This window comes from Thioalkalivibrio sp. ALMg13-2 (assembly GCF_000381185.1).
GTDB lineage: Bacteria > Pseudomonadota > Gammaproteobacteria > Ectothiorhodospirales > Ectothiorhodospiraceae > Thioalkalivibrio > Thioalkalivibrio versutus.
Genome location: NZ_KB906100.1, coordinates 172,649 through 186,465, shown reverse-complemented (window position 1 = coordinate 186,465; position 13,817 = coordinate 172,649). Strand labels below are relative to the sequence as shown.

15 protein-coding genes and 1 pseudogene are annotated in these 13,817 nt (G+C 66.8%); 7 read left to right on the top strand and 9 right to left on the bottom strand.

What is annotated here, in order from left to right:
- The first annotated feature begins 59 nt into the window (after window positions 1-59).
- From F618_RS15225 to F618_RS0100865, 3 genes are all read left to right on the top strand, one after another.
- Complete coding sequence (locus tag F618_RS15225) at window positions 60-1,220, top strand: IS30 family transposase (protein WP_081620841.1); 1,161 nt, start codon at window positions 60-62, stop codon at window positions 1,218-1,220.
- Window positions 1,221-1,717: 497 nt separating this feature from the next.
- Window positions 1,718-1,942 carry an EexN family lipoprotein gene (locus tag F618_RS0100870; protein ID WP_019563859.1) on the top strand — a complete coding sequence of 75 codons (225 nt, stop codon included), beginning with the start codon at window positions 1,718-1,720 and terminating at the stop codon, window positions 1,940-1,942.
- Window positions 1,943-2,188: 246 nt separating this feature from the next.
- Window positions 2,189-2,449: a DUF4282 domain-containing protein gene (locus F618_RS0100865; protein ID WP_019567523.1), complete on the top strand. Its 261-nt coding sequence runs from the start codon at window positions 2,189-2,191 to the stop codon at window positions 2,447-2,449.
- A 430-nt stretch (window positions 2,450-2,879) separates the two neighbouring features.
- On the opposite strand, the gene F618_RS0100860 is transcribed toward F618_RS0100865, so the two are convergent.
- Entirely contained in the window at window positions 2,880-3,830 is a 951-nt protein-coding gene (locus tag F618_RS0100860; protein WP_018144990.1) for a PDC sensor domain-containing protein, read from the bottom strand.
- A gap of 170 nt (window positions 3,831-4,000) precedes the next feature.
- Here F618_RS0100860 and F618_RS0100855 point away from each other — a divergent pair, with 170 nt between their 5' ends.
- Window positions 4,001-4,504 (top strand): GNAT family N-acetyltransferase, encoded by a 504-nt coding sequence (locus F618_RS0100855; RefSeq protein WP_019567522.1) that lies wholly within the window; start codon window positions 4,001-4,003, stop codon window positions 4,502-4,504.
- Window positions 4,505-4,506: 2 nt separating this feature from the next.
- Here the strand turns inward: F618_RS0100855 and F618_RS0100850 are convergent, their stop codons facing one another.
- Genes F618_RS0100850 through F618_RS0100820 form a run of 7 tightly spaced genes read right to left on the bottom strand, consistent with a single transcriptional unit; the run spans window position 4,507 to window position 10,034 of the window.
- Window positions 4,507-4,713: a hypothetical protein gene (locus tag F618_RS0100850; protein ID WP_018950892.1), complete on the bottom strand. Its 207-nt coding sequence runs from the start codon at window positions 4,711-4,713 to the stop codon at window positions 4,507-4,509.
- 52 nt (window positions 4,714-4,765) lie between these two features.
- A complete protein-coding gene (gene hypE, locus F618_RS0100845) occupies window positions 4,766-5,770 on the bottom strand; it encodes a hydrogenase expression/formation protein HypE (RefSeq protein WP_019567521.1) in 1,005 nt (334 codons plus the stop codon).
- Window positions 5,767-6,855: a hydrogenase formation protein HypD gene (gene hypD / locus F618_RS0100840; protein WP_019567520.1), complete on the bottom strand. Its 1,089-nt coding sequence runs from the start codon at window positions 6,853-6,855 to the stop codon at window positions 5,767-5,769. Before hypD ends, hypE begins: the two co-directional genes overlap by 4 nt.
- Window positions 6,852-7,106: a HypC/HybG/HupF family hydrogenase formation chaperone gene (locus F618_RS0100835; protein ID WP_018168829.1), complete on the bottom strand. Its 255-nt coding sequence runs from the start codon at window positions 7,104-7,106 to the stop codon at window positions 6,852-6,854. Before F618_RS0100835 ends, hypD begins: the two co-directional genes overlap by 4 nt.
- Window positions 7,107-7,110: 4 nt before the next feature.
- Window positions 7,111-9,420: a carbamoyltransferase HypF gene (gene hypF, locus F618_RS0100830; RefSeq protein ID WP_019567519.1), complete on the bottom strand. Its 2,310-nt coding sequence runs from the start codon at window positions 9,418-9,420 to the stop codon at window positions 7,111-7,113.
- Window positions 9,417-9,677, bottom strand: a complete 261-nt coding sequence (locus tag F618_RS0100825) for a hydrogenase maturation nickel metallochaperone HypA (protein ID WP_019567518.1) — start codon at window positions 9,675-9,677, stop codon at window positions 9,417-9,419. The genes hypF and F618_RS0100825 overlap by 4 nt, the downstream gene beginning before the upstream one ends.
- Window positions 9,678-9,686: 9 nt before the next feature.
- Window positions 9,687-10,034, bottom strand: coding sequence for a DUF3024 domain-containing protein (locus F618_RS0100820; RefSeq protein WP_018649599.1), 348 nt, complete (start codon window positions 10,032-10,034; stop codon window positions 9,687-9,689).
- Window positions 10,035-10,244: 210 nt separating this feature from the next.
- Here F618_RS0100820 and F618_RS0100815 point away from each other — a divergent pair, with 210 nt between their 5' ends.
- Complete coding sequence (locus F618_RS0100815) at window positions 10,245-10,562, top strand: response regulator transcription factor (RefSeq protein ID WP_018144999.1); 318 nt, start codon at window positions 10,245-10,247, stop codon at window positions 10,560-10,562.
- A gap of 33 nt (window positions 10,563-10,595) precedes the next feature.
- On the opposite strand, the gene F618_RS0100810 is transcribed toward F618_RS0100815, so the two are convergent.
- Entirely contained in the window at window positions 10,596-11,729 is a 1,134-nt protein-coding gene (locus F618_RS0100810; RefSeq protein WP_038070977.1) for an acyl-CoA desaturase, read from the bottom strand.
- Window positions 11,730-11,886: 157 nt separating this feature from the next.
- Here F618_RS0100810 and F618_RS16125 point away from each other — a divergent pair.
- A pseudogene (locus F618_RS16125) lies at window positions 11,887-12,208 on the top strand (EamA family transporter); the annotation flags it as partial.
- Between the two features lie 235 nt (window positions 12,209-12,443).
- Entirely contained in the window at window positions 12,444-13,793 is a 1,350-nt protein-coding gene (gene gdhA / locus F618_RS0100800) for an NADP-specific glutamate dehydrogenase (protein ID WP_019567517.1), read from the top strand.
- The last annotated feature ends 24 nt before the right edge of the window (window positions 13,794-13,817 follow it).

Below are 13,817 nucleotides of genomic sequence, written 5' to 3'. Positions count from 1 at the left end.
AGTTCAATTGATCGATGCAACACCTTCGGTCCTAATACTGCGTTTGGGGGGTGTTGCATATGGAGCAAATGGGGAGGCCGGGATTCTCGGCCAAACAGAGGGCTGAGCTTTGGGCACGGTGGCAAGCCGGCGAGTCGCTCAGTGACATTGGCCGAGCGCTGGGCAAGCAGGCTGGTTCGATTCATGGCGTCGTCGCCGCGTGTGGCGGAATTGCCCCTGCCGAGCGTCGCAGGTCCCGTCTGGCGTTGACGCCCTCAGAGCGCGAGGAGATCTCCCGCAGCCTTGCTGGCGGGGCAACGATCCGTCAGATTGCCGCGACCCTCCAGCGCGCCCCTTCCACGATCAGCCGCGAGATCGCGCGCCACGGCACCCGGCGCACATATCGCGCCACTGTGGCCGATAGTCGGGCGTGGGATCGGGCGCGGCGCCCCAAACCCTGTCGGCTCGCAACGCATATCCCACTGCAACAAATAGTGGCAGAGAAGCTCGGATTGGACTGGTCGCCCGAGCAAATCGCAGGATGGCTACGGGTTCAATATCCAGGCGCGTCCAATATGCACATCTCCCACGAGACGATTTACCGCAGCCTTTTCATTCAGGCTCGCGGCGTACTCAAGAAAGAACTGCTGAAGCACCTGCGTTCGCGACGGATGATGCGCCGCTCACGCCTTGCGAGCACGGAAGGACAGCCGCGCGGCCAGATCATTGATGCCATATCGATCCGAGAGCGTCCGGCGGAAGTGGAAGATCGTGCGATACCGGGCCACTGGGAGGGAGACCTGATCTCCGGGGCGAAGAACAGCCACATCGCCACGCTTGTCGAGCGCCACTCCCGCTTTACGATGCTGGTGAAGGTCCAAGGCAAGGATGCGGCGAGTGTCGCGAGCGCGCTCAGCCGCGAGGTCCGCAGACTCCCGCGCGAGATGTGGCGCTCCCTGACTTGGGATCGCGGCAGCGAGATGGCCAGCCATAAGGCCTTCACCGCCGACACGGATGTGAAGGTCTACTTCTGTGACCCGCAGAGTCCTTGGCAGCGCGGCACCAACGAGAATACCAACCGCCTGCTGCGCCAGTACTTCCCCAAGGGTACGGAACTGGCCGGCTTCTCACAGACCGACCTGGATGAAGTCGCCCTCCGCTTGAATCGGCGACCGCGGAAAACTTTGGGCTTTATCTCCCCGGCGGATAAACTCATGGCCACTGTTGCGTCGACCCGTTGAACTCACCATACAAAACTTTAGGCTACATCTGGCTGTTCTTCGTTTTCCCTGTGGCGCTTCTGATGGTTGTGATTGTTATTGGAATATTTTTCGCCCCCATCGCATTGTTCGTTTCTTATTATTTTCTGGTCGTAAAAGCGGGAAAACTACGCGAATCGACATTAGAAAAATATCTCAAACAAGAAGGTTTCTCTCCGATTCATGCCTAGAAAAACATTGGTCAATGGATCTGAGACGAATCTGGGATATCTGCGGTCAAGGCCTGCCCTCTGCCCTTTCGGCATGGCGTCGTCGCTAAGGTAGTTGGCAATGGGTAAGGTAGAAATCCGGCGGGAGCTCCGGGATCGAATGCTGGCTTCTTGTCGTCTTGAGTTTAGTTGTCGGAGTCGTTGGTGCATTGTCCCAAATTAAAAAGGTGTATTAAATTAAGGTTTATACGCTTCACCGTGTTTTACGGTAGGGGCAGAATGTACGGACAGAAAACAAGGATGCCCAAAATGAAAAAGGTACTTTTCGCTACCCCGCTCGTCTTTCTACTCGGGGCCTGCGGTGCTCCGTCGGTCGAAACGCTGATGGAAAACCCCGACCAGCTCGAGAAGGTTTCTGTTGAGTGTATGGAGAAGGCGGCCCAGGGCCGTGACGCCAATACCGAGGCATGCAATAACGCGGCCGAAGCGCAACGCCGCCTCGGTGAAAACATGATGCGTCACCTGCTGCGATAAACGAAGCACTAACGAATGTGCTGGTAGCGCGCCCTGAATGAGGCCTTCTGCTGTTGGAGTTCGTTGCTGAGTGGCGGTAATCCCGGTCAGGGAGCGAGGTCGCCCGGCGTCCCTTCGCGTCCAGTACATCTGCCACATACAATCGGTGCTCTCTCGCGATAACGCCAATCCGTCTCGCCGAGTGGGCACCTCAACTACTGGCCCGGGTCTGGATTTCCCAGCGCCAAACAACCCAAGGATGATTCCATGCGTGACCTATTTTTCTTCGACACCATGCTCACCCCGAAAATTATCACCATCGTGTACTGGCTCTTGTTGGTCGGTGTCGCGCTGGCCGGGATTGGCACCATGTTTACCGGCGGGCGGTTCGGTAATGAGATGACATTTGTGAGCTTCCTCATGGGGCTCGGGGTGATCATTTTCGGCGCGATCGGGGCCCGCGTGTGGTCCGAACTTCTGATTGTGATTTTCAAGATCCACGAAAACCTCAAGAAGATGGCCGGGTGATAGTGATCCTGCCCCGGGTCTATGCGACTGCCCGGCTTTCGCTTGGCGTATCACAGGCAGTGATGGGACCTGGGGTAAAACCTTGCCTATTGCCCTTTCGGCCAAGCATCGGCGTTGGGGTAACCGGCAAGGGGTAAGGCCGAATAGCGGAAAGTCGGGGTCAAACCATGCCTTTTGCGCTGACCGATGGAAATTGAGCAGAAAACGGGGAGTGGGCGCTCGTCATTACCAACCAACGCGATGAGGTGGAGGATCTGGGGTCAAACCTTGCTTGTTGCCCTTTCGGAATAGCGTCACCGTCGGGGCAATCGGCAATGTGTGATGCTGAAACCTTCTCGGTAGATCCGCTTGGGGGCTCGCCTTTACCACTTAATCGAGACACGCTTCTTGCCGTTTGAGTGCCAGAAGCGCCTGAGCTGAAAGCGCGAGTTCAGCCGGTGGCGCCGATCCAGAACTGGATGGAGCGGCCAAGGAAGTCGTCCCAGGTCATGTAATGCGAGCCGTCGCACGAGAAGGTCAGGCTGATCATGCCGTTGAACAGGTTGATCGAGGCGGAACGCAGGTACACGGTCTCGTCGGCATAGCGCAACGCGCGCAACGCCTCCAGCACGCGGCCGACGTCCTCCCTCGGGATCAGCGCCTCCGCGGGGTATGGCTCGTGCGGAAACGCCAGGCAGACGTCCGGGTCGCCCAGGGATTCGTGGGTCAGGATGCGGTAGCGGTACGGGTCCTCGGTGGTCCACAGCGTGGCGCGCGAACTGGAGAAGTGAAATACGCCCTGGAACACGCCGCGCTCGGTGAACAGTTCTTCCAGAATGGCCAGGGCGGTGTCCATGTTCTGGTCCATCAGGCTCTCGGTGCGGCTCTGCAGGAACAGTGTCCCGCGAATCGACGGATCGCCCTTGATCTGGCGCCACTCGCTGGGTTCCTCGTACAGGTCCTCGGAGAAGTCGGGCAGGTTGCGCAGGTCGAAATCCGCGCCGAGAAAGCCCAGCGCATTGCCCTGGTCGTCGCGCACCAGCTGCAATGAGGTCAGGGATGGCCGGCGTCCGAGCAGGCTGATGTAGGCATCCGACAGCAGGAAACCGTCCGCGGGCACGGCCTCCTTCATGTACGGGCGCTGCGAGCGATCGCGCCCGAAGTGTTCCGGCAGTACACCAGTGCGCGAGATGTTGTCCGAAAGCTGGACCCCCTCGGTGTTCAGTGCATACACGAAGGTCGCTTCCGGGATCTGGCGGATCGCCTCCTCCAGTATCGAGTCCAGCGCCTCGCGGCGCGGCCAGGCGGCACTCAGCCGGCCGGCGATCTCCGCCAGGGGTTCATGCAGTTTGTCCTCGAGGTAGTCGCGCTGGTGCTCGATCGCCTTTTTCAGTTCCGTCATGGTGCGGTGTCGTCTCCTTTCGGTGCGCCACGATTATCCCTGATCGGGGATGGCGTTGTCGTGACGGCCCGCGCGGGCCGTTTGTCCCGGCACTTCGGCCTGTCGAACAGGTCCGAGCAGGAACCATGCCGACGACGAGCCCGACTGTGCCCAATACTGCAAACATGCCCATGACGAAATCTCCCGAATCCCTCCGCCCGGCCCGCCCCGGCGATCTCGACACCATCAACCATCTGGTGGCCGAGGCGATCGAGGATTGGCCCCTGCCCGAACGTGTGCGCCGGCTCGCCCTGCCGGCCTACCGCTATACCGAGGCCGATCTGATGTTCCTCGAGGTGACGGTGCTGGAGCGTGCGGGCGAGGTGGTCGGCGTCGCCGCCTGGGAGACGGCGGAGCCCCGCGAGCTGCCGGAGGGTGCCGCCGACGGGCTGCTGCTGCATGGCCTCTACGTGGGGCGAGCCGACCGCGGGCAGGGTGTGGGCCGGCAACTGGTCGAGGCCTGCCGGAGCGCCGCGCACGAGGCCGGGGTGGCCGGGGTGCTGGTCAAGGCCCAGGCCTCGGCGGCCAATTTCTTCGCGACGATGGGTTTCGTCCCGGTACCCGTGCGCGATCGCGACCGCGACTACGAACAGCGCTACTGGTGGGCGGTGGAAGGTTCGTCCGTCGCCGGCTGACGTCAGCGTCGCGCCCGGTGGCGGTACCAGCGGGCACCGAACAGGCCCCCGACAATGGCCAGCATCAGCAGCCCGAGGGGCCAGAGATGCTCGGGTGAACTCAGGAAGTGGAGCAGCGAGAAGGCGTCCCCGTGTCCGTGCCCGGGGTGGGCCAGGACGGGCGTGGTGGCCAATGCTAGAGCGGTTCCCATGAGGGTGCGCAAGTTCATCTCGGGGTCCTCCTGTCGTTCTGACCCACCATAGCGCGACACGCAGGCCGCTTCAGCAAATACGTGGCAGTTGCTCGCCGGCCGGCAGGATGACCCGGCGCTCCACGCCGGTCGCCAGGCGCCGGATGACGGCCGGTTCGCCCGCCTCCGCCCGTCCGATGGCGACGGCCCCGGCTGTCTCCGCGCGGGTCCGGAGAATCCTCAGGGCCTGAGCGGTCGCGTGTTCCGGAACGGCGGCCAGGAAGCGGCCCTCGCAGGCGGAGTGCAGCGGGTCCAGACCAAGGATCTCGCAGGCCCCGCGCACGTCGTTGCGCACGGGGATTGCGGCGTCCTCCAGCACCAGCCGGCAGGCGGAGGCATCGGCCAGCTCCTGCAGGGCGGCGATCGCACCGCCGCGGGTCGGGTCGCGCAGCGCATGCACGGGCACGCCGGCGGCCAGTAGTGCGGCCACGGCCCCGGCGACCGATGCGCTGTCACTGGGGATCGGCGGGTCCAGGCCCAGGTTTTCGCGGGCGGCGAGGATTGCGACACCATGGCGGCCAAGATCGCCACTGGCGAGCAGTACATCACCGGGCCGGATCGCGCCCGGCGTGATCTGCACGCCTTCGGGCACGACGCCCACCCCGCTGGTGTTGATGTAGACCCCGTCGCCGCGCCTGGCCTCCACCACCTTGGTGTCGCCGGCGACCACCCGCACGCCGCATTCCTCTGCGGCCGCCTGCACCGAGGCGAGGACGCGCCGCAGGTCGTCCAGCGGCAGCCCCTCCTCCAGGATCAGGCCGAGGGTCAGCCACAGGGGGCGCGCCCCGGCCATAGCGAGGTCGTTGATCGTACCGTGCACCGCGAGCCGGCCGATGTCGCCACCCGGGAAGAACAGCGGCCGCACCACGAAGCTGTCCGTCGTAATTGCCAGGCGCCCGCCCGGGGCGTCGAGCACGGCGGCATCGGGGGCGGCGAGGGCCGGGATGCCCAGCGCTGGCAGGATCACCTCGTCCAGCAGCTTCGCCTGCATCCGCCCCCCGCCGCCATGCGCGAGGCGTACGACGTCGGTGGTCATGCCTCGCCCCGAAAGTGCAGGTAGGCCGCGCAGGCCCCCTCGGAGGAGACCATGGGCGCGCCCAGCGGGGTATCCGGCGTGCAATCGCGGCCGAAGGCGGGGCAGTCGGTGGGGCGGCGCAGTCCGCGCAGCACCTCGCCGGCGATGCAGGGGCCATCCCCGGTCGCCTCGGGTGTGACGAGCCCGAAACGGGCCACGGCGTCGAACCGGGCGTATTCCGAGCGCAGCCCGAGGCCGCTGGCGGGCAGGCGTCCCATGCCCCGCCATTCGCGCTCGACCGGCTCGAAGACGCGAGAGACCGCAGCGCGCGCGGCTGCGTTGCCGTCGTCCGGCGCTGCCCGGTCGTAGCGGTTCTCCACCCGGGCCGCGCCGCGTTCCAGTTGCTCCACGCAGGCGTGGATCCCGGCCAGCAGGTCCACCGGCTCGAAGCCGGTCACCACGATTGGGACCCGGAAGCGTTCGGCGATCGCGTGATAGGCGGCCGCCCCCTCCACCGTGCAGACATGGCCGGCGGCCAGGAAGCCCTGGATGCGGTTGTCCGGGTCGGCTAGCAGGGCCTCCATCGCCGGCGGTACCAGCGAGTGCGAGACCAGCAGCGACAGGTTGCCCAGGCCCAGGGCCTCGGCCTGCAGCACGGCGATCGCGGCGGCCGGGGCGGTGGTCTCGAAGCCCACCGCCAGCAGCACGACCTCGCGCTCCGGGTGTTCGCGCGCCAGCGCCACCGCATCCAGCGGCGAGTAGATCACGCGCACCTCGCCCCCGGCTGCGTGCGCCGCGTTCAGGTCGCCCAGCGCCCCGGGCACGCGCAGCATGTCGCCGAAGGTGCAAAGCATTACCTCCGGGCGTCGGGTCAGCAGTACCGCCTGGTCCAGGGTCTCGGCCGGGGTCACGCAGACCGGGCAGCCGGGCCCGTGGATCAGCTCGACGGCGTCCGCCAGCAGTTCATCCAGGCCATGGCGCAGGATCGCGTGGGTCTGGCCGCCGCAGACCTCCATCAGCGTCCAGCGCCGGGTGCAGGTGGCGCGGATCGCTTCCACCTGACGCAGGATCAGCGCCGGGTCGCGGTATTCGTCCAAGTGCTTCACGGGCCCTCCGGGGCGGGCGGGTCGTGCGCGGGGATTTCGCGCAGGGCCGCCAGGGTGCGTTCGGCAGCGGCCTCGTCGAGGGTGGCGATCGCGATGCCGGCGTGGACCAGCACGTAGTCGCCGGGCCCGGCCTCCGGGGTGCAGGCCAGCGAGACCACGCGCGTGACGCCACCGAAGGCTACGCGCGCCTGGCGGAACAGCGGGTCGACACCGTCCACGCTGTCGATACGACCGGGGATGGCAAGACACATGGGCTCAGTCTCCGTTCGGGGGCACCGCGGCCCGGCGCCCGATCAGCGCCTGGCCCAGCGCCAGCCCGCCGTCATTGGGCGGGATGCGTTGCGGCCACAGCGCACGGAAGCCGGCGGCCTGCAGCGCGTCCACGCATTGTTGCAGCAACCACCGATTCTGGAAGCATCCGCCGGTCAGCGCCACGGTTGCATGCCCCCCGGCCCGGGCGGCGTCGACCGCGAATCCGGCCAGCGCCCCGTGCAGGCGGGCCGCCATGCGTCCGGGTGTCGCCGCGCCGGCATGATCGGCCAGCAGGGCGGCGACCAGCGGGCCCCAGTCGGCCCGCCACGGTGTTGTGGCCGTACTCAGCGAAATGCCAGTGGCGTTGACCCTGCCCCCTGCGGCCTCCGCCGCCTGCTGCACGAGCATGGCCGCCTGCCCCTCGAAGCCGGCGCCGGTGCGCAGCCCGCCCAGTGCCGCGACCGCGTCGAACAGCCGCCCGACGCTGGACGTCCAGGGGGCGTGGATCCCTCGCTCCAGTGCCGCGAGCAGCGGGTGCCATTCCGCAGCGGTAAACAAGGCCCGCGCGGGGCTCGCCTCCAGCGCGGCCGGATCGCCGTCGAAGTGGGCATGCAGCAGGCCCAGCAGGGCGCGCCGGGGTTCGCGGATCGCGGCCTCGGCCCCGGGCAGGCGAAAGGGCCGCAGATGACCGCGCCGTTCAAAGCCCCTGTCGGCGTCCACTGCCAGGCATTCGCCGCCCCATAGCATGCCGTCCTCTCCCAGGCCCATGCCGTCCCAGACCAGCGCCACGGCTGGTTCGCGTACCCCGTGCTCCGCCAGGCAGGCCGCCGCGTGGGCGTGATGGTGCTGTACGGCGACGACCGGAGGCCCCCAGCCCCCGGCCAGCGACGTGGAGGCGTAGTCGGGATGCCGGTCGCAGGCGACGCGCGCGATGTCCACGCCACAGAGCTCGCCCAGTGCGCGGGCCTCGCCAGCCAGCCGGTGCAGGGCCGCATCGCTGTCCAGGTCGCCGACGTGGGCGCCGACGACCACCTCGTCCTCCAGGGCCAGGGCCGGGGCGGCCTTCAGGTGGCCCCCCAGCGCAAGGGTGACGGGCCCGGCGTCTGGCAGGGGCACTCGCAGCGGCGCATACCCGCGGCCGAGGCGCAGGCATTGAGGCCGACCCGCGGCGATCTGGAACACCGAATCGTCCAGTGCCCGCGCGACCGGCCGGTCGTGGTCCAGGATCCCGTCCGCGATCATGCCCAGTCGGGTCACCGCCTCCGCGGTGTCGATACAAAGGGGCTCGCCGCCGCGGTTGCCCGAGGTGCAGACCAGCGGGCCGGCGAAGGCCTCCAGCAGCAGGTGATGCAGCGGCGTCGCCGGCCGCATCAGTCCCAGACGGTTGAACCCCGGCGCCACGCCCTCTGCCAGCGGGGCGCCGGGCCGGCGGTCCACCAGCACGATCGGTGCCTCCGGCGCATCCAGCAGCGTACGTTCGGCGCCGGTGGCACGTGCCACTTGGTCCAGCCAGTCGCCATCCGGCAGCATGACCGCCAGCGGCTTGTCCGGGCGCTGCTTGCGCGCGCGCAGGCGGGCCACCGCATCCTGGCGGGTCGCGTCCACCAGGAGCTGGAACCCGCCCAGACCCTTCAGCGCCAGGATCTGCCCCTCGCGCAGGGCGTTGACTGCCGCGTGCAGGGCCGCATCGCCGGTGGCGTGTTCGCTTCCGTCCGGGCCGCGCAGCGTTACCTGCGGCCCGCAGTCCGGGCAGGCCATGGCCTCCGCGTGAAAGCGCCGGTCCCCCGGGGCCTCGAACTCCGCCCGGCAGGCCGCGCACAGCGGGAATCCGTCCAGGGTGGTCTGCGAGCGGTCCCAGGGCAGGGCCGTCGCTATACTCCAGCGCGGCCCGCAGACCGTACAGGCGGTAAACGGGTAGCGGTAGCGCCTTGCCTCGGGGTCACGGATCTCGGCGCGGCAGTCTGGGCAGGGTGCACGGTCCGGCGCCAGGGCCGGCGCGCCGCCCTGCCCGGGACCCTGAACCACGCGGAAGGTGGTATCGCCGACGGGGCGAGATGCCGTCACGGTGATCGCATCGACCCGCGCGGCCGGCGGGGCCTCCTGCTCCAGGGCAGCCCGCAGCGCGACGAGCGCGGCCTCTCGTCCCTCGGCCTGGATCACCACGCCGGACGGCGTGTTGCCCACCGAGCCGGTGATGCCGAGCCGCCGGGCCCGCTCCGCGACAAACGGCCGGAAGCCAACGCCCTGAACCCGGCCGGTGACCACCAGGTGCCAGCGCGCAGGCGACGGGGCGCGTGTCGCGGCGGCGCTCACGCCACGTCCAGGCTCCGCAGCAGGATCTGCTGGGCCTCGGGGTGGGTCTCGTCGTCCGAGGTCTCCACGTCCAGCTCGGCCCCCTCGGCGACGGTGCCGCGGGTGCCGTCCTCGAAGTGCTCGCGGAAATGCTCCGGCGTGATATGCGACAACGCGCCCAGCCATACCCGTACGCGGGTCACGCGCCGGGCGTTGTTGTCGGCCGCCACCTGCTCGATCTTGCGCATCAAATCGGCCATCAGCGAAAACTCGTGCATCCGTGTTCCCTATCCGAAAAAACAGGCGTATTCGTCTTTCTCCACCACCTGTAGCACGTCCTCCAGCGAGGCGAGTTCCGGGTGTGGGTCGTAGCCATGCCACTTCAGGTCTGCCCGTTGCCAGTAGAGTTTCCATCGGCCCGACTTGCGCACGAACGTGGCCTTGAATACCGGGTTTTCCACGATCCTCGAAGCGTCATCCATCAGCGGGCGCACCTCGTACAGCGACACGCTTTGACCCTCCAGGCGCCAGACAAAGTCCAGACGGTCTCGAACATGGGCGGGCGGCCGCCGCCGTTCCATGAACGCCTCCATCAGCTTTTCGATCCGTTTGCGCTCGAGTTCGCTCAGGGCCATTGTTATCCGTTCTCTGGTTGTAGCCGGGCCAAGGAGGGGCTTTCCAGCCGGCCTTCGCGAACGCGATGATGCCGGCGGTACCCGGTAGTCTAGAGTTTGTACTACGTGCAGGCGCGGAATCGACCCGCCCGGGCACGGTTGCCCACGATCCGGTCAGGTCGCCGCGCCGCGCGCCACCCCTTCAATCGCCCGGCCCAATCAGGAGCGCTCATGCAGATCCATCTGGACACCCCGGACCTGATGACCCGCGTGCGGCTGGAGTCGCGCTGGCGTTCGGCCGGCGCATCGGTTACCAGCAGTCAGGCGCCGGAGCAGCCCGACCTGGTGGTGGTCGACCTCGGCAGCCGTGGCGTGGAAGCGGTGTCGACCTGGCGCGAGCGCTACCCGGACGCGAAGATTCTCGCCTTTGGCCCGCACGTGGAAGGGGCGATGCTCAAGGCGGCGCGCCAGGCGGGCGCCGACGAGGTTGTGGTCCGTGGCAAGGTGGCCGACCGGGTCGCAGCCAAGCTGGGGGGTGATCGCGCCTGAAGGTACTCGGGCCCCGCAATCCGGGGCCCGCGTTCACGCCGTGGTCGCGCGACGAGAGGCCGACAGGGCGCGCAGGCGGCGGCGCTGCATCTTGAGGCGATACTCCAGTTCCTTGAACTGGGTGCGCAGTTCCGTGCGCACCCAGCGATCGTTCATGGCCTCGCGCCCGGCCCGCATCTTGCGCGCCTGCACCTCCTGCCACTGGTTCACGGTATCGCGGAAACGCTGATACTCCCGCTCCACGGTTGCGCGCCAGGAGTCGTGCGCCGGCCCGGCCTGGTCGGCATTGAGCAGGCGGCGAAACTCGGTGTGCAGCCGTGCGCGCATGATCTTGAAGCGCGGTGTCCAGCGGCGGTCATACACCAGTCCGGTCCAGGCAAAAAGGTTGATCAGCCACTTCGAGGGGTCGTACTGCCACCAGCGCACCCCGTTGCGGTAGTCCGCCTGAAAGGCGTGGTGGAAGTTGTGGTACCCCTCGCCCCAGGTGAGCAGGGCGACCAGTCCGTTGTCCACGGCGGTGCTGTCGTCACTGTAGGGACGACGGCCCCACCAATGCGCCAGGGAGTTGATGAAGAACGTGAAGTGGTGGCTGAGCACCATGCGCAAAATGCCGGCCAGCAGCAGCATGCCGATCACATCCCCGAATGCCAGCCCCAGCAGCAGAGGCAGGCCCAGGTTCAGTCCCCATGCCAGGGTCCAGTAATGCCGGTGTTGCCACATCACCACCGGGTCCTTTGCCAGGTCCTTCACCCGCGAATAGTCGGGCTCGCTGGTGGGCCAGTTGCGTAGCATCCAGCCCATGTGGGCATGCCAGAAACCGCGCTTGATGGAATGCGGGTCGCGTTCCACATCATCCACGTAGCGATGATGCACGCGATGCCGCGCGCCCCAGTTGTAGATGCTGTTCTGCAGCGCCAGGGCACCGCTCAGCGCCAGCAGAACGCGCAATGGCCCCCGCGCCTTGAAGGTGCGGTGCGCCCAGAGCCGGTGATAACCCACCGTGATGCCCAGCCCGCTCAGCACCAGGAACAGGCCAAAAAACAGCCAGGCCGCGCCGCTGAAGCCCTGGGTGAGCCACCACCACGGCACCAGCGTGACCGCGGCCAGGTTGGTCAGTGCAAAGAAAACGGCCGGCGTCCAGGCAATCGGGGGAACACGTTCGGACATGGTGGAGACCTGCAGGCGACCGGGGCGAGCGAAGATGCTCACCTATTCATAGCAGATGAGACCGCGACCGGTGAGTAAAAGTGCCTTCGTTCCGGACGCTTGGGCCCAGAGCGTTGCCGGATGATGGTAATTCCTTCGGAGGCGCCGCTTCGCGCCGGGTGTGGCGGGCCACTTCGCGTTCTACTTCCTGAGTATCGCGAACGCTAGCGTGGCCGTGGCGGGCACACTGAGGTACACCGCTCCGGTGTTCGTCTAATCGTCTCCTTCGCCCTGAAGCTGGAAAGCCCCGACACGCTCAAGCTGGTGGCGATCGCGCTGATAATGGTCGGGATCGTGATGCTGACCCAGACGTATGACACTGGCGCGAGCGGCGTGATCCTTATTGGCGCCGGTGAGGGCCTGCTGGCGGGTATGTCCTGCGCCATCTTCATCTTCGGCTTCTCAAGTACGCCGGTTCGCACGGAAGCCCGCAGGCTGTCCATGACCCCGAAGCCGCGACCGATGGACCGGCCGGCCGCGCAGGTTCTCGGCGTCAGGCCAGGTCTTTGTCGCCTTCGATAGATCGCGGCCAATAGCGCGATCTGACGCCGCACCCGGCCCCCTTCCTGCGCTGCGAAGTCGGTGACGGAATGCACCATCATGGGGCGGTCGGGATTGTCTTCTCGGCACCCGCATGCCTAAATGCGTCCGAATCAGACCATCAGGATGCGATCCATGAACGGAAGCCTCGACGAGAAGCTCGAACCCATTTATCAGGAAGTCCTGCACCGCAACGCCGGGGAGACGGAATTCCATCAGTCTGTCCATGGCGTGCTGGAGACGCTGGGACCGGTGCTGGTGAAGTACCCGGAGCTCGCCGAGCTCAAGATCATCCAGCGCATCTGCGAGCCCGAGCGTCAGATCATCTTTCGCGTCCCCTGGCAGGACGACAAGGGCGAGCTGCACATCAACCGGGCCTTCCGCGTCCAGTTCAACAGTGCGCTGGGCCCCTACAAGGGGGGCATGCGTTTTCACCCCTCGGTGTACCTGGGCATCATCAAGTTCCTCGGCTTCTCGCAGGTGTTCAAGAACGCCCTCACCGGCCTGCCGATCGGGGGCGGCAAGGGCGGTAGCGACTTTGACCCGAAGGGGCGCTCCGATTCCGAAATCATGCGCTTCTGCCAGAGCCTGATGACCGAGATGTACCGCCACATCGGCGAGTACACTGACGTGCCCGCGGGCGACATCGGCGTGGGCCAGCGCGAGGTCGGCTACCTGTTCGGCCAGTACAAGCGCCTGACCAACCGCTTCGAGGCCGGCGTGTTCACCGGCAAGGGTCTCGACTGGGGCGGCAGCCGTGCACGCACCGAGGCCACCGGCTACGGGGCGATCTTCTTCACTCAGGAGATGCTGAAGGCGCGCAACGACTCGCTGGAGGGTAAACGCGTGATCATCTCCGGGGCCGGCAACGTGGCGATCCATGCCACCGAGAAGGCCCAGCAGCTGGGCGCCCGGGTGATCGCCTGTTCCGACTCCCGCGGGGTTATCCTCGACGAGGACGGGCTCGACCTGGACCTGGTGCGCCAGATCAAGGAACGCGAGCGCGGCCCGATCAGTGCCTACGCGGAGCGCAAGAAGGGCGCGAAGTACAGCGAGAATGGCAGTATCTGGGAGATCCCCTGCGATGTGGCCCTGCCGTGTGCCACCCAGAACGAACTGACCGGAAAGGACGCCAAGGTCCTGGTCGAAAACGGCTGCATCGCGGTCGCCGAGGGCGCCAACATGCCGGTCACCCCGGAGGGTATCCAGACCTTCCGCGAGGCCGGGATCGCCTTTGGCCCCGGGAAGGCCGCGAATGCCGGCGGTGTGGCCACCAGTGCGCTGGAGATGCAGCAGAATGCGAGCCGGGACTCCTGGACCTTCGAATACACCGAGGCGCGCTTGCAGGAGATCATGGCCAACATCCACCGCACCTGCCACGAAACAGCCGAGGAATACGGCGCGCCCGGCAACTACACGGTCGGCGCCAACATCGCCGGCTTCGTGAAGGTCGCCCGCGCCATGGAGGCGATGGGCCACATCTGAGCTTGCCCGCGCCGGGTTTGCTGG

Excerpts from the sequence above, each read along its gene's own strand:
- gdhA (WP_019567517.1), top strand. The coding sequence starts at position 12,444 with ATGAACGGAAGCCTCGACGAGAAGCTCGAACCCATTTATCAGGAAGTC.
- F618_RS0100870 (WP_019563859.1), top strand. The coding sequence starts at position 1,718 with ATGAAAAAGGTACTTTTCGCTACCCCGCTCGTCTTTCTACTCGGGGCC.
- F618_RS0100860 (WP_018144990.1), bottom strand. The coding sequence starts at position 3,830 with ATGACGGAACTGAAAAAGGCGATCGAGCACCAGCGCGACTACCTCGAG.
- F618_RS0100820 (WP_018649599.1), bottom strand. The coding sequence starts at position 10,034 with ATGGCCCTGAGCGAACTCGAGCGCAAACGGATCGAAAAGCTGATGGAG.
- F618_RS0100815 (WP_018144999.1), top strand. The coding sequence starts at position 10,245 with ATGCAGATCCATCTGGACACCCCGGACCTGATGACCCGCGTGCGGCTG.
- hypE (WP_019567521.1), bottom strand. The coding sequence starts at position 5,770 with ATGACCACCGACGTCGTACGCCTCGCGCATGGCGGCGGGGGGCGGATG.
- F618_RS0100855 (WP_019567522.1), top strand. The coding sequence starts at position 4,001 with ATGACGAAATCTCCCGAATCCCTCCGCCCGGCCCGCCCCGGCGATCTC.
- F618_RS0100810 (WP_038070977.1), bottom strand. The coding sequence starts at position 11,729 with ATGTCCGAACGTGTTCCCCCGATTGCCTGGACGCCGGCCGTTTTCTTT.
- F618_RS15225 (WP_081620841.1), top strand. The coding sequence starts at position 60 with ATGGAGCAAATGGGGAGGCCGGGATTCTCGGCCAAACAGAGGGCTGAG.
- F618_RS0100865 (WP_019567523.1), top strand. The coding sequence starts at position 2,189 with ATGCGTGACCTATTTTTCTTCGACACCATGCTCACCCCGAAAATTATC.
- F618_RS0100835 (WP_018168829.1), bottom strand. The coding sequence starts at position 7,106 with ATGTGTCTTGCCATCCCCGGTCGTATCGACAGCGTGGACGGTGTCGAC.
- F618_RS0100850 (WP_018950892.1), bottom strand. The coding sequence starts at position 4,713 with ATGAACTTGCGCACCCTCATGGGAACCGCTCTAGCATTGGCCACCACG.
- F618_RS0100825 (WP_019567518.1), bottom strand. The coding sequence starts at position 9,677 with ATGCACGAGTTTTCGCTGATGGCCGATTTGATGCGCAAGATCGAGCAG.